This is a genomic window from Exiguobacterium qingdaonense (assembly GCF_018617855.1).
GTDB lineage: Bacteria > Bacillota > Bacilli > Exiguobacteriales > Exiguobacteriaceae > Exiguobacterium > Exiguobacterium qingdaonense.
Genome location: NZ_JACSKY010000016.1, coordinates 26,828 through 41,042, shown reverse-complemented (window position 1 = coordinate 41,042; position 14,215 = coordinate 26,828). Strand labels below are relative to the sequence as shown.

At 47.7% G+C, this 14,215-nt stretch carries 17 protein-coding genes, 1 tRNA gene and 1 riboswitch; of the genes, 7 read left to right on the top strand and 11 right to left on the bottom strand.

Annotated elements, in window-relative coordinates; all coding sequences use genetic code 11:
• From KNP00_RS13165 to KNP00_RS13155, 3 genes are all read right to left on the bottom strand, one after another.
• The coding region (locus KNP00_RS13165) for an RNA-guided endonuclease TnpB family protein (protein ID WP_215146023.1) at positions 1-848 on the bottom strand (848 nt) is incomplete at its 3' end.
• Between the two features lie 154 nt (positions 849-1,002).
• Positions 1,003-2,490, bottom strand: coding sequence for a sodium/proline symporter PutP (gene putP, locus KNP00_RS13160; protein ID WP_215146021.1), 1,488 nt, complete (start codon positions 2,488-2,490; stop codon positions 1,003-1,005).
• 118 nt (positions 2,491-2,608) lie between these two features.
• Positions 2,609-3,166, bottom strand: a complete 558-nt coding sequence (locus KNP00_RS13155) for a DNA-3-methyladenine glycosylase I (protein WP_215146013.1) — start codon at positions 3,164-3,166, stop codon at positions 2,609-2,611.
• Positions 3,167-3,251: 85 nt separating this feature from the next.
• Between KNP00_RS13155 and KNP00_RS13150 the strand changes: the two genes are divergently transcribed.
• A complete protein-coding gene (locus tag KNP00_RS13150; protein ID WP_215146011.1) occupies positions 3,252-3,893 on the top strand; it encodes a DedA family protein in 642 nt (213 codons plus the stop codon).
• A gap of 14 nt (positions 3,894-3,907) precedes the next feature.
• Here the strand turns inward: KNP00_RS13150 and KNP00_RS13145 are convergent, their stop codons facing one another.
• A complete protein-coding gene (locus tag KNP00_RS13145) occupies positions 3,908-5,077 on the bottom strand; it encodes a cation:proton antiporter (RefSeq protein WP_215146009.1) in 1,170 nt (389 codons plus the stop codon).
• Between the two features lie 25 nt (positions 5,078-5,102).
• A complete protein-coding gene (locus KNP00_RS13140) occupies positions 5,103-5,528 on the bottom strand; it encodes a GNAT family N-acetyltransferase (protein WP_215146007.1) in 426 nt (141 codons plus the stop codon).
• Positions 5,529-5,645: 117 nt separating this feature from the next.
• Here KNP00_RS13140 and KNP00_RS13135 point away from each other — a divergent pair, with 117 nt between their 5' ends.
• The 5 genes from KNP00_RS13135 (at position 5,646) to KNP00_RS13115 (ending at position 10,208) form a co-directional block, all read left to right on the top strand.
• Positions 5,646-6,188, top strand: coding sequence for a glycerol-3-phosphate responsive antiterminator (locus KNP00_RS13135; protein ID WP_215146005.1), 543 nt, complete (start codon positions 5,646-5,648; stop codon positions 6,186-6,188).
• A 40-nt stretch (positions 6,189-6,228) separates the two neighbouring features.
• Complete coding sequence (locus KNP00_RS13130; RefSeq protein WP_215146003.1) at positions 6,229-6,933, top strand: SDR family NAD(P)-dependent oxidoreductase; 705 nt, start codon at positions 6,229-6,231, stop codon at positions 6,931-6,933.
• Between the two features lie 100 nt (positions 6,934-7,033).
• Positions 7,034-7,879: an HD domain-containing protein gene (locus KNP00_RS13125; protein ID WP_215146001.1), complete on the top strand. Its 846-nt coding sequence runs from the start codon at positions 7,034-7,036 to the stop codon at positions 7,877-7,879.
• Between the two features lie 187 nt (positions 7,880-8,066).
• Complete coding sequence (locus KNP00_RS13120) at positions 8,067-9,056, top strand: sodium:calcium antiporter (RefSeq protein WP_215145999.1); 990 nt, start codon at positions 8,067-8,069, stop codon at positions 9,054-9,056.
• A gap of 90 nt (positions 9,057-9,146) precedes the next feature.
• Positions 9,147-10,208, top strand: coding sequence for a glycosyltransferase (locus tag KNP00_RS13115; protein WP_215145997.1), 1,062 nt, complete (start codon positions 9,147-9,149; stop codon positions 10,206-10,208).
• Between the two features lie 23 nt (positions 10,209-10,231).
• On the opposite strand, the gene KNP00_RS13110 is transcribed toward KNP00_RS13115, so the two are convergent.
• The 3 genes from KNP00_RS13110 to KNP00_RS13100 form a co-directional block, all read right to left on the bottom strand.
• The gene (locus tag KNP00_RS13110; RefSeq protein WP_215145995.1) at positions 10,232-10,798 is read right to left on the bottom strand and encodes a 3'-5' exonuclease; all 567 of its coding nucleotides are present in this window, start codon (positions 10,796-10,798) and stop codon (positions 10,232-10,234) included.
• Positions 10,799-10,866: 68 nt separating this feature from the next.
• On the bottom strand, positions 10,867-11,199 hold the full coding sequence (locus KNP00_RS13105; RefSeq protein WP_215145993.1) for a four-helix bundle copper-binding protein: 333 nt from the start codon (positions 11,197-11,199) through the stop codon (positions 10,867-10,869).
• 112 nt (positions 11,200-11,311) lie between these two features.
• Positions 11,312-11,384 (bottom strand) — tRNA-Ala (locus tag KNP00_RS13100).
• A 123-nt stretch (positions 11,385-11,507) separates the two neighbouring features.
• Between KNP00_RS13100 and KNP00_RS13095 the strand changes: the two genes are divergently transcribed.
• Positions 11,508-12,371, top strand: coding sequence for a GRP family sugar transporter (locus tag KNP00_RS13095; RefSeq protein ID WP_215145991.1), 864 nt, complete (start codon positions 11,508-11,510; stop codon positions 12,369-12,371).
• 126 nt (positions 12,372-12,497) lie between these two features.
• Here KNP00_RS13095 and KNP00_RS13090 read toward each other — a convergent pair whose 3' ends face one another.
• The 3 genes from KNP00_RS13090 to msrA all read right to left on the bottom strand — a co-directional run bounded on the left by KNP00_RS13090 (position 12,498) and on the right by msrA (position 14,023).
• Positions 12,498-12,743, bottom strand: a complete 246-nt coding sequence (locus KNP00_RS13090) for a hypothetical protein (protein WP_215145989.1) — start codon at positions 12,741-12,743, stop codon at positions 12,498-12,500.
• Between the two features lie 132 nt (positions 12,744-12,875).
• Entirely contained in the window at positions 12,876-13,397 is a 522-nt protein-coding gene (locus KNP00_RS13085) for a DM13 domain-containing protein (protein ID WP_215145987.1), read from the bottom strand.
• Between the two features lie 101 nt (positions 13,398-13,498).
• A complete protein-coding gene (msrA, locus tag KNP00_RS13080; RefSeq protein WP_215145985.1) occupies positions 13,499-14,023 on the bottom strand; it encodes a peptide-methionine (S)-S-oxide reductase MsrA in 525 nt (174 codons plus the stop codon).
• A 68-nt stretch (positions 14,024-14,091) separates the two neighbouring features.
• Positions 14,092-14,191: riboswitch (SAM riboswitch) on the bottom strand.
• Positions 14,192-14,215: the final 24 nt, after the last annotated feature.

The following is a 14,215-nucleotide window of genomic DNA, read 5'->3' as shown; positions in this document are numbered from 1 at the left end:
AGGGTCTCGATGCCGATGACGTCGTGGTTTTTGACGATCTCGGTCGACACCTTGTGCAGGAAGTCGGTGCGTCTGTTGGCGATCTTCTCATGGATGCGGGCGACCTTCCGCTTCTGCTTCTGGTAGTTCTTCGCCTCGGAGAGTCTCACCCTCTTGTTCAGGGCGATGCGCTGGCGACGGGACAACTTGCGTTGCTCCCGCGCCAGCTTCTTCTCGAGCATACGGAAATAACGGTCGTTTTGGTACACCGTGCCGTTCGACAGGGTGGCGAAGTGCTTCAGCCCGACGTCGACGCCGACGGATGAACCCGTCCTCGGCAGCTCACCGATCTCCTGCTCTACGAGAAGGGAGACGAAATATTTGCCCGAAGCCGTGCGTCGGATCGTGGCGCTCAGGATGCGACCCTCGACCTGTCTCGAGTGGGCGAACCGCACCCATTTCAGCTTGGGTAACTTGAGTCGATTCCCGACAATCGAGACCTCGGGGAGCTGGGACTTCCCCTGGATGTTCGCCGTATAGGATTGGACAGGGTTACGCTTCGACTTGAAACGGGGATGATTCCCCTTTTTCCTGAAGAACTTCTTGTACGCGTCGGCCAGGTGTTTGACACTGTTCTGGACGGCCGTGCTGTCCACTTCCGTCAACCAGCTGAACTCCTGCTTGAGCGTGGGAAGTGCTTTCGAGCATGCATCATACGACAGTCCCTTGCCGGTCGCTTCATGGGCCGCGCCCCATTTCGACAGGAAATGGTTGAACACGAACCGCGAACAGCCGATCGTCTTGGCGATCAGGACCTCCTGTTCCTTCGTCGGGTAGATCTGGAACTTGTAGCCCTTGTGCTTCACCATGTGACGGTCACCCCCTTTGAAGATATTTTACCCGAAAGAGCGGCTCGCGGTTCATCGCCCACTTTCACGCAAGCCCTGTCCTTAAAGTTTAGAAGTGGGCGTATTCTCGCTTAATTTTGATAAAGACAGGTCAACTGTTGACCTGTCATGAAGATTATTTGATATGTTCTTTTACCATGTCTTGCATTTGGTCAAACTCTCGTCGAATGACCTCATCTGGTGGAGGTGACATCAAACTCACGATATAGATGGCAAGCGCCGACAAGAAGAACGCGGGGATCATCTCATACAATGTCCCAACCGTTCCGAAGAGAGAAGTGGCATAGTTCTTCCAAAAAATAACGACAAACGCTCCAATCAACATTCCCGCAAGCGCGCCTTGACGTGTCGTCCGCTTCCAAAACAGGCTGAACAAGATGAGTGGCCCGAATGAAGAGCCAAACCCTGCCCAAGCATATCCGACAAGATTTAAAATGGTATCGTCTGCATCGAGCGCAAGAACAATCGATACGACAGAGACGAGGATGACCGTGATCCGACCGACCATGACGAGTTCACGGTCTCCTGCTCCTTTTCGGAAAAACTTCTGATAGAAATCCGTTGTCGCGGCACTCGACGAGACGAGTAACTGTGAGGAGATGGTCGACATGATGGCAGCGAGAAGAGCAGCCAACAATACACCCGTCACCAGGTCAGGGAATAGCAAATCGGACAAGTTGATAAAGACGTTTTCGGGATTATCAATCGTGAGTCCTTGTTGCGTGTAATAGGCAAGACCGAACAATCCGGTCGCCATCGCCCCGACGACGGTAAAGACCATCCATGAGATCCCGATTCGGCGTGCCGTCTTAATGTCCTCGAGCTTTCCGATTGCCATGAAACGAACGATGATATGCGGTTGGCCGAAATACCCGAGACCCCACGCAAATAATGAGATGATCCCGATGAGCGATTGGCCTGTCCACGGGTCAAGTAATGCTTCGTCGATGTTTCGTACCGTATCTAATGCGCTTGAGACACCATCGGTTGCCATGATGGCGATGGCAGGTACAAAAATAAGGGCGAACAGCATGATCAAACCTTGTACAAAGTCTGTCCAGCTTACGGCTAAAAACCCTCCAATGAATGTGTACAAAATGATAATGGAAGCGAGAATAATGACACCCGTCACAAACTCGATATCAAAGACGGCATTGAATAGGCGACCGCCGGCGACAAAACCGCTCGTCGCATATAAAGTGAAAAAGATGAGCGTGACGGCTGCTGAAAACGAGCGTAACACACCTTTTGAGTCTTTGAAACGCTTCTCAAAGAAATCTGGAATTGTGATTGCATCATCCGATATGTATGAATAAATACGCAATCTTGGTGCGACGAGTAGCCAGTTCAAGTATGCACCAATCGTCAACCCGATGACGATCCAGCCACTTGAGACACCTGTTGCATACATCGCACCAGGCAACCCCATCAAGAGCCACCCACTCATGTCCGAGGCACCGGCTGATAGGGCCGCGACGCCAGGACCTAATGCCCGTCCCCCCAACATGTAATCTCCGATACTGCTTGTTCTTCGATACGCGATAATCCCAAGTGAGACCATCAGTGCCATGTACACGACAATGGACACTAAAATTCCGTTCATGAACATTCCCCCCGAAAGATAATTTATGAAAACGCTTTCAGTGATAAATCATCACTTTGTCAAAATATTGTCACAAATTGAGAGGGGAGTAAAGAAAATAATTATAGCAGATCTCACATTATCGGAAAGAGCAAGAGGCGAGATGGTCATTGACGATACCGGTTGCTTGTAGGTGAGCATAAACCGTTGTCGGTCCTAAAAACTTAAACCCGCGGCGTTTCAAGTCTTTACTCAATCGTTCCGAAAGTGGTGTGGTGGCCGGCACATCTTCTACTCGAGACCATGCGTTTACAATCGGTTTATCATCGACGAATGACCAGATATAGGAATCAAAAGAACCAAATTCCTGTTGTATCTTGATGAACTGCTTTGCGTTATTGATGGACGCGTCGATTTTCCGGCGGTTCCGGACGATCCCGCTGTCGGACATAAGTCTTTCAACGTCTTCATCAGTAAATTGTGCAACTTCTGTGACGTGGAAGTTCCGATAGGCGACCCGATAATTCTCACGCTTTCTTAAGATGGTGATCCAACTGAGTCCTGCCTGAGCACTCTCTAGCGTCAAACACTCAAAATGTTTCCTGTCATCGTGGACGGGCTTTCCCCATTCCTCGTCATGATAGCGTACATACAGCGGATCGGACCCACACCATGGACAACGTGTTTCTTCAATCATTCCAAACACCTCCTTATTTGAAGTGTAGCACGAGTTGGTTTTGCACTGGAACGGAAGGGTATAGAGGGGAGATGGAGGTATCGATATGAACGATTGGATGATTTCGATAATCGAACAATACGGGTATATAGGGATCGCGTTTATGATCTTCATTGAGAACGTATTCCCGCCGATCCCGTCTGAAGTCGTTTTGCTCTTCGGTGGTTTCTTTGCTGTGAAGACGAACTTGTCTATCACGCTCGTCATCGTCGCCTCAACCGCAGGAGCTATACTTGGGGCAATCCTCTTGTATGGGGTCGGCCTGTTGTTTGACGTCGAGCAAATTGAGAAATGGACAAAAAAGTATGGAAAATGGCTCCGACTCGACATGAAAGACGTCAGAAAGGCGGATGCCTGGTTCGAGCGGTATGGTGTTTGGATGGTCTTCTTTGGACGATTGATGCCGGTCGTTCGAAGTCTCATTTCGATTCCTGCGGGGATGTCGAACATGCCGTTCTTAAAATTTTTACTGCTTAGTACCGCGGGGACGGCCATATGGAACACGATTCTCGTCTTAGTCGGGATGGCAGTCGGCGAAAATTGGCAAGATATATTGTCTTATTTGGACGCCTACTCGTATGGGATTTATGGAATGATCATCATCGGCGCGATCGGGTATTTCATTTGGCGAAAAAAACGTCAAAACAAGACGACGGAAGACGGAATGAAAAACAGGCGGACCGAATAAGGTTCGCCTGTTTTTCATTCATCTTTTTTCTTGTCAGGCAACACTTTTGTGAGTTTCTGCTCCGTCATTTCTGCCAAGTATTCCGAAAAGCGGAATAAGATGATTCCAATAATGGCTGAGACGAAAATGTAGAGACCGACGAACAAGTTGATTGCCCCGTTCGAGAGGGCGGTGAACAAAATCGAGAACTCACCGCGGGGAGCGAGCGAGAACCCGGCCTCGTTCGCCTGAATGGGCGTCAACCCATATATTCTTCCACCGACGCGACCGACAATCCACTTCGACAAGACACCCCACACGATGAGGACGAAAAAGAGCGCATTGACAATGACGCCTTGTTCGAGATTGATTGAAATACCGAATGAGATAAAGAAAATAGGTAAAAAGAGGTCACGAACCGGAACCGTCAATCGCTTGAGAGGGCTGACATCATGAATGTCAGCGAGCATGATTCCGGCAATGAACGCCCCTAAAATCTCAGAAAGACCGAAGACCATCCCGATTCCCGCGAAGAAGAGAATCAGCCCGATCACCCCGATACTCGCATCGTCCTGTCGTAGTAAGTGTTTTGAGAATTTCTGTTGCCGTAACACAAAATTTGAACCGGCGAATAAGAGGACACCGAACAAGAGAAACCCTGCAAACACCATCCCAACGTCCGATATGACGATCGGTTCCTTTTGAATGATGAATGGTGCGATCGTCAATAACAGCGGTGCGAAGATGTCTTCGAATATAAGTAAGGCGAGAACAAATTCTTTAATATCTTCGTGTTTTTCGGAATGGCGCTCAAGCAGCTTAGCCGATATCGAGGAGCTTGTCGCATATAGCACGGCTCCAATCAAAAAGGCACGCGAGAAGTCAAGACCAAACAGTAAGGCGACCCCTAACGAGACTCCGAACGAGAGAATGATATCAAGGACTCCTGCTTTCCATACTTTGCGCATTCGTTTCCAAAGCTCACGCAATGGAAACTTGAGACCGAGTAAGAAAAACAAAAGGATGATTCCAATTTCGCCTGCGACCTTGAACACGTCGTTTCCGTCCCAGAAAAATCCAACGCCGACCCCGATGGCGATAAAAGCTAAAATACTCGGGAAGTATAGACGTTCGATAAAGAGACTGAAAACAGAGATGAGCGTGAGCGACAATCCGAGCAACACGATGATGTTTAACCCATCCATAAGTCATCTCCTTTGCCGATAGGATTTAGCTGTCTGTTTGATTCCACTGATATTCCATTCCGACTGATTCTGGTCGAGAATAATCGAATCCATATTGTCTGTACAAGCCGTCGGCCGGGATGTCGGCAATCAGACTGATGATGGCCGTCTCATCCGCTTCACTCAAAATCCAATCCATTAAATGGTCCATGATCAACTTTCCGAGTCCGAGTCCTTGACAATCAGGATCTACCACGATGTCGACCAGATGGAATACCATCCCACCGTCCCCGACGACTCTCCCCATCCCAACGATCTCTTGATCTAAGTATAAACAGACACCAAATAACGTATTTTTCAAACCTTTGACTGTACTTTCGTCAGACCGTCGAGGCATCCCTGCTTTCACACGAAGCGATTGATGTTCTTCGACAGTAGGTGTCTCAATTTTGACAGTGACTTCATTGACCATTCTAGAAATCCCCCTCTACACAAGATAATTTTACTTTCCCGATATATTGAATGGATAAACCTTGATTTCTGAATTTGCTCCTCTGCATAATAAGGTCAAAGATAGGGGGAATTGGGGATGTTTCACGGTCAATCAATCTTGCCAGCGATTCGGGATATGCGCGATTTGGAACGATTTTTAGTAAGTGATCTTGAACTAGGTGTTTTACTTGAAATACATATGAGTCGATTGGAGTCCATCTTTTCATTGTTAGGAAAGCATCAGAAAAAAGTGTTCGTTCATATGGATTTGATACAAGGTATGAAAGCAGATGAGTTTGCGACCGAATATGTATGTCAGACGTTCAAACCGTTCGGGGTCATCTCAACGAAAGGAAGTGTGATTGTAAAAGCGAAACAAAATGGCGTGGTGACGGTTCAACGACTCTTCTTAATTGATTCGATATCGCTTGAGAAGAGCCTAAAACATATCGAGCGTTCGAAACCAGACTATATCGAAGTGTTGCCCGGGATCGTACCGAAGTATATTCAAAAAATTAAAGAGCGTACTGGTATTCCAGTGTTCGCGGGAGGGCTCATTGAAACAATGGAGGAAGTCGATTCGGCTCTAAAAGCGGGTGCAGAAGTCGTGACGACATCAAAGCGGTTATGGTCAGAGTGAGAGCTGATCGGGTATACATACAATTTGGGAGGGATGAATCATGAAAGACGTTATGATCGTAACAGGAGTCAGTCAAGGAATCGGGAACGCAATTGCTCAAGCTTTCGCGGATCAATATGAAGTGATCGGGTTAGATGTTGGAGATGACCCGAATGTGAAAGGATTGCATTTCTATCAGGTTGACCTTGGTGATGCGACAGAGGTCAAGCGTGTCTTTGAAGACATTCAAAATCGATTCGGTCACGCCCACGTATTGATTAACAACGGAGGGATTGCCTCACTAGTAAAGCCGATTGATGAGCTCGAAATCGATACGTTTAAACGGGTGATTGATGTCAACTTGGTCGGGACGTTTAGTTGCTCAAAATATTTTCTTGAGTTAAATCAAAACCAGTCATACGGTCGTATTGTCAACATGGCTTCAACGCGGGCACATCAAAACGATCCTCATTGGGATGCATATGGTGCCTCAAAAGGTGGGATCATCGGATTGACACAATCGCTAGCCATATCCTTGAGCGACCGGCCGGTAACCGTCAATGCGATCAGTCCGGGTTGGATTCATACATCAGATGAGGAGTTGCGTAAGATTGATCACGCGCAACATCCATCCGGACGTGTCGGTGCGCCTCGGGACATCGTTCACGCCGTGCGCTACTTAATCGATACGCGAAATGATTTCCTGAACGGTCACAATCTCGTGATCGATGGTGGAATGACCAAAAAAATGATATATGAAGAATGATGCAACTATATACCTAATTTTGGATAGATTTCAGGTTATTTATGCCTAATTTGGGGTAAGAACTAATAGAGTTTTCATCCAAAAGAAGGGGGAGGGCGATATGAACCCGCTCATCGAAGAGGCGTTACGTTTTTCAGCTACACGTCACAAAGGTCATACGAGAAATGGCTCTCCAATGCCGTGTCTGTCACACTCATTCGCTGTCGCCATGCTATTAGAAAGTGATCATCAACCACCATCGGTCGTTGCTGCAGGTCTGCTTCATGATTTGATTGATGATTCAAAAGCAGAGCCGCAAGAAATCTTGACGAAATTCGGTCCCCACGTTTTCCGTCTCGTGCTTGCCGCATCAGAGTTCAATCGTAGCGAGACATGGGAAGAGCAAAAACGGAACTCACTTCGACGGATTTCCACGTTACAATTCGATGAAGTCGCACTCCTTGTGGCAGACAAGCTACACGAACTACGGTCCATGCGTTATGACCTTGAGGTGGATGGAATGGCGATGTGGCAACGCTTCAATCGACCGATGCGTGACCAGTCTTGGTATTATCATCAATTGTTGGTTGCATTCGAACCTTTCAGCAGCTCGACCGACCTGATCGGATTGTATGAACAAGAACTGCATTTATTGTTTTATGGTGATAAACATGTGAAAGACGAAAAAGTGACGAGATTACTAGATTCCATACTTACCCGTTTTGTAGAAGATGAATGGTTGCAAGAAGCGGCACCGCTTTGTCAAACCGCATATGAGCTGAGGGAAATGGTAGCAAACAATATGATTGACGAGGAAATCATACACGATCGACACCTACTAGACTTAGCAGGTTCGACCGATTCACTCTCACCCTCGGTAATTGCCGCCATCCAGGAACTAGGTTATCGAACAGCGCTTGACGCAGAGGATTTGATCAAACTCCTACACCGCTCGATTGTCAACTGAGTACATTCATGCTATAGTCAAGTGGGAAATGAAAAGGGGAGTAGCGACCACGATTGTGGTCGATGGGTCGTCATTACAGTGCGCAAGCACTCGGTCCATCGAGCTTTTACAAGTACGCAAGACCTTTTTATGGGCGTTTTTGTCGTCCATAAAAAGGTCTTTTTGTTTATCTTAAGGAGGAGAAAAGATGGTATTTGTTTATTTCTTATTGGCTGCGGCCCTCACAGTCTACGCGGCAATCAAGTTGTCGACGTACGCTGATGTGATGAGTGAAAAGTCTAAAATGGGAGGCATGCTCGTCGGTACGATTCTTCTAGCAGGAGCCACTTCGTTGCCAGAAGTGACGACAAGTATCTCGGCAGTCATGATTGACAACCCGGATATCGCCATCGGCAATATGCTCGGTTCGAACTTGTTCAATATCTTTATCTTGGCGATGTTTGATCTTTATTTCAGACAAAAGCAACTGTTCAATTATGCGAGTCGTGACCATTTATACACGGCCGGACTCGGGTTGTTACTGACCGTCACGACATTGATTGCCTTAATCGTCCGCGTTGACATGACATTCATCGGAATCGGTGTCGATGCGTTGTTGATTGCGATATTGTATGGGGTTGGGATTTACTATATCGGGAAACAACCGAAAGACCCGGTCGCAGAACAGGAAGCGGAAGAGGAGGTCGTCGTCAGCAAATATGAAGATATCACACTGAGACGAGCCGGTCTAGGTTTCCTCATCGCGGCTGTCGTCATCATGGGTGCAGGTACGGCCCTCTCTGTCACGGGGGACCAGATCGCCGTCGTCACCGGACTCGGTTCGAGTTTCGTCGGAAGTTTTCTCATCGCAGCCTCGACGTCATTACCGGAAGCGGTCGCCGTGTTCATGGCGCTCAAACTTCGGAACGTCAACTTGGCGTTCGGTTCGATTCTCGGTTCGAACATCTTCAACATGTTGATTATTGCTCTATCGGATGTCTTCTATCGAGGCGGCTCGATCTTGGCGGACGTATCGACGTCACACCTCGTGTCCGCGGTCGGTATCACCATCTTGTCGATTCTCGTCATGTATAGTGTGCTCAGACAACAGGTAACATCGAAAGTACGTTATGTGATCCCGTCACTTCTCGTATTAGTCGTTTACTTTGTTTCTTCTTACTTGATCTTTATCGGATGATTTCAAGCATCAGCCTTAGCGCTGATGCTTTTTTTACTGGGAATGTGAATCCGTTGCTTAGGGTATAAAGGAAATGAAGGAGGGGTGGCGATGCAAATGCAAGAAGTGGAGACACGCCAAGCGTATACGATTTTGATTCCGGCCTATAACCCTGACGATGCGCTCAACACACTCGTGGAGAAGTTGAGGGCGAGCGGGTTTTCGACTATTATCGTTGTCAATGATGGAAGTAGTCCGTCATCCGAAACCATTTTTGATACAGTTGGGCCTTTAGTCGATCAAGTATTGGTCCATGAGCAGAACAAAGGAAAAGGAGCTGCACTCAAGACGGGATTACAGTACGTGATTGATACGTATCCAAACAGATTAGGCGTGATCACCGTCGATGCCGACGGGCAACATTTACCGGAAGATGTTGTCAATGTGTATGAGGAAGGTGTGAACAAGCCACATCATCTCATCATGGGCTGCCGAGATTTTAGCGGGGATGAGATTCCATTTCGAAGTCGGTTCGGGAATCAGGCGACGCGGCTCGTCATGCTTGTCGGGAGCGGATTAAAACTGAAAGATACACAGACCGGGTTACGTGCCATCCCGATGCGGTATGCGAGACAACTGCTCGATGTCCCCGGAAATCGATACGAGTTTGAAATGAACATGCTCACGTTCACGAAGCGTCTACAGGTCCCGATTCAACAGACGACCATCCAAACCATATATGAAAATGAAAACGATTCATCTCATTTTAGACCAGTGCTCGACTCGATCATGATTTATCGAATGTTCCTGTTGTATTCGTTATCGTCTGTCGCCTCATTTCTTGTCGACGTCGGAATGTATGCAATTTTCATATATATGTTATCTCCATATTTCGATACGACCCATGTCATCACCGCGACCGTACTTGCCCGAATCATCTCATCTTTGTTCAATTACATGGTGAATCGAAAAGTGGTCTTCCATTCGGACGCTCGTCGGTCACTTCCTAAATACTTTGGGCTCGTCGTTCTTCAAATGGCCGTCTCGGCTTTTTTCGTGTATCTCTTGTTCCTTCTTTTCAGACAAGGGGAGGTCGTTATAAAAGTCATCGTCGATAGCGTTCTATTTTTTGTCAGTTATTATATTCAAAAGCGTTGGGTGTTCAAAAAATAACCGGCCACAATTTAGCGGCCGGTTTAGTATGCGAGCGTGCCCGTTTTGACGGACGTATAACGGTGTAACTCTTTTGCGTCTGTAATGCCCGTCTTCTGCATCATATCACGCATGAGTAACGCACATACGCGTGCGTCCTCGGCAGCATCATGGTGGATAAACGGCACGTTCAAGTACTCCGCCATCGTGTTTAACTTATGGTTCGGCAGCCCGGGATATAGTTTTCGTGACAGTTTGACCGTACACCCGTATTCGATTGTCGGAAAATCGAATAGGTCGTACTTGACGATCGCTTTCTTCAAGGCACCCATGTCGAATGAGGCGTTATGTGCGATGACGAGGTCGACTTCCCGTAACATCGGGTAAAGAGAGTCAAGTACTTCCGGTAATGCCGGTGCATCCCATACATCACTCGGACGAATGCCATGAACGCGAACGTTGCCCATATCAAAATCTTCCTCCGGATTGACGAGGCGCTGGTCGGTCTCGACCACATTCCCGTCTTGGAGGATGCTCCATCCGACAGAACAGATGCTTCTACTGTCACGGTTTGCCGTCTCCACGTCGAGTGCGAAAATAGTATGATTCATCATTAACCTTCTTTCGTTTGCCGTTTGCAATAAAAAAAGTCTAACAGAAAGTTAGACAAATGTCGTGCTTAAGCGGCGACGAGCGTACGACATGCTTCTGCACAACGCTCACAAGCTTTCGCGCAAGCTTGGCAATGGTCGTGCAAATGACGTCCACATTCGACGGCACATGTATCGCATATTTGGGCACATAGCGAGAGGATTGGTTTAGAAAAAGCGGAGTCTGACTCTAAGGCGTTTAAAGCTAGCGTGCAGATGTCTGAGCATTCCCGAGTCAGTCGGATGCATTCGGTGAACATGTGCAAATCTTCTTCTTGTAAACTTTTAGAGAAACAGTGATTGCAAGCGCGCAAGCATTCGACCACGCTCGTCAATGTCTCCTCGACAGATGTGCGTTCCATCATAATTCCCCCTTGTATGAAAAAGTCTATCTTTCATTACCCGTTCACCAAGGGGTTGAATCGCACCAGGTCAATAAAAAAGTCACACCTCATCCGAGATGTGACAAATTAATGGAGCATAGGGGGCTCGAACCCCTGACCTCTACGCTGCCAGCGTAGCGCTCTCCCAGCTGAGCTAATGCCCCGTTCGAAATCATTATATCATCGTAGTATTCAATATGGCAATTCCCTTTTTCAATTTAGGTTTATAAAATGAAAAGCTTGGGAAATTCAAGTTAGACGTTATATTAAGAAAGCAGGTGTGCTTCATGGAAATGATTTTGTTGGCACTCTTACCGGCACTCATGTGGGGGAGTATCCCGCTCATCGTGTCGAAAGTAGGCGGGAAACCGATTCAGCAGTTGATCGGAACGACGATCGGGGCGATGGTTATGGCGACGGTGATCGCCCTCGTCTTCCGACCGGAGTTCACGACACTCGCCATCGTGACCGGGTTTATCTCAGGGGCGTTCTGGGCGCTCGGACAATATTTGCAGTTCCAGTCGTTCCAAATCTTAAGTGTCTCGAAGGCGATGCCGATCAGTACAGGGATGCAGCTCGTCGGGACGTCTCTATTTGGCGTCATCGTTCTCGGGGACTGGCAGACGACGACCGAGCTATGGTTAGGGTTCTCGGCGCTCGTCTTGATCATCATCGGGGCGACCATGACCTCATACCAACAGAAGAAAGATCAAGACAGTGCCGGTGCCTTGAAGAAGGGACTACTCGTCCTATTCGTCTCGAGTATCGGTTACGTCACGTATGCCGTCTTGACGAATTACTTTGAAGTAGAAGGGATCACCGCGATTCTCCCACAATCCGTCGGGATGTTCATCGCAGCACTCCTCTTCAGTCTTCGGGAGAAGGACGTGAAGAAAATTGACCCGCGTACGTTCAAGAACATCTTGGCCGGGATTGCGTGGGGAATCGGGAACTTTGGACTTTTCGTCTCAAGCGGAGAAGTCGGGATCGCGACCTCGTTCGCCTTATCCCAGTTGAATGTCGTCGTGGCGACACTCGGTGGAATCTATCTATTGAAAGAAGAGAAGACGACGAAAGAACGTGTCTATGTCTTTATGGGAATCGGTTTGATTGTCTCCGCCGGATTTATGCTTGGGATTGCCAAGAGTTAATTTTCAATTATGAACTGAAAAGAACCTTGAATGCGCACTCGTGAGAGAGTGCCATTCAGGGTTTTTGTTTTGAGGATGTTTCGATCGTTGGAGGGAGAGCAGGAGATGGCGTAATCAATAATGAAATTAATGTTTCAACTTGAACTGTCTAATCCGCCACATGATTGAAACAATAAGAGCTGCCAAGCCTCCAAAGACGATGATGTAAAATAGTATGAAGAATAAAAATGCTCCATAGTCTTCGAGTTCCTCAAATGGATTCTGAATGATCATCGGTTCGGATAATATACCGACCACCATCAATGGAATGAAGAATAGAAAGAAACGTTTCCAAAAGTAGTATTTGTATGGTTGTGACACAATCTGCTCCATAATCGTATCTCTTCAATTGAATTACACTTATTTACATATAGGATAGCATGTTCTCAATTGTTGTTGGATGTCTTTACAGCCAATTTTAAATAAAACAGGGTGGCTGATTCAGTCAGCCACCCTTCAGTCATTTCATTCACTTGTAACAGTCAGTTCTCCCGTCCCGAACGTCGCGCTGAATGCACGGCACCAGATGACGACGGTGTTGTACTCTTCTAGATTCACATCCGCCGGGACCAAGTAGTTTTGATTCCCGATGTTTCCTTTTAACGCCCCTAGACTGACGCCTTCGGTCGTCTCTTGACCTGGTTTCGTCAAATAGACGAATAAGTCCGGACCGTTCGTCGTTTCGAACTCTTCAAATCGGAGGTACGTCCCGTCTTCTGCCTCGACCGAGCGGATCGTGCCGGTCGTCTCATAATTTTTCTCCCCGTCCATGAACACACCCGCTACTTCGGTTTGACTCGGTTGTGCTTCTGGTGTCTCAGCTGTCTCTTCCTCTGTCCCTTCTTCTGGAGCAGGCGTCTCAACTGCTGTCGGCGGCAATCCTTCGTCGACCGTCTCGGTTAAAAATAGTGGGGAGATGAGCCACCAGGCAACAGCGATTACGGCTACGCCGATCACACCGATGATGAGTTTCGTACTTGTCTTCATATATGAATCCTCCTTTTCGGATGTATGAACCATTAATAGCCTTTTCCCGATTATTGGTCTTATGAAAAGACGAGAATGCTAAAATTCGCGTCTGATGACCGTTATACGGTTTCCGTCCAGTTCTCTTCGATGAACTCGTCGCGTCCCGAGATGGCCCGGTCTTCCTTGTAGTGCTTCGGATTCTTTTTATGATAATCCTGATGGTAGTCTTCTGCAGCGAAGAACGTCGTCGCCGGAATGATTTTCGTGACAATCGGAGCCGTGAAGCGTCCGCTCGCCGCCAACACATCGCGACTCGCCTCAGCGGAGATTCGTTGTTCTTCTGTGTGGTAGAAGATGGCCGGGGCATACTGAGGTCCCCGGTCTTGGAATTGACCACCGTCATCGGTCGGATCGGTCTGGATCCAATACAGTTCAAGAAGACGTTCATACGAGAATAATGCTGGGTCATATGTGATTTGAACGACCTCGAGGTGCCCCGTCGTCCCGGATTTCACTTGTTCATATGTCGGATTGGCAATCTGTCCGCCCATATAGCCGGATACGATGCCTTCAATCCCTGGTAGTTCTTCAAATGGTGTCACCATGCACCAAAAACAGCCGCCTGCGAATGTTGCTTGTTCCATACTGTCGTTCCCTCCAAATCGTCATTCAACAAAAAAAGCGCTCACGTCGGATGACATGAGCGCTTTCGTCATATCGTCCAAGGTTTCCCTTGCTGGTCGTAGCACCTTGCGATAGGCAGGTTGCTGTGAAGTCGCGGAGCCAGATCTCTCGTTCACTCTTGATATCGATATGTAGTTGGTGAGAGCATCATA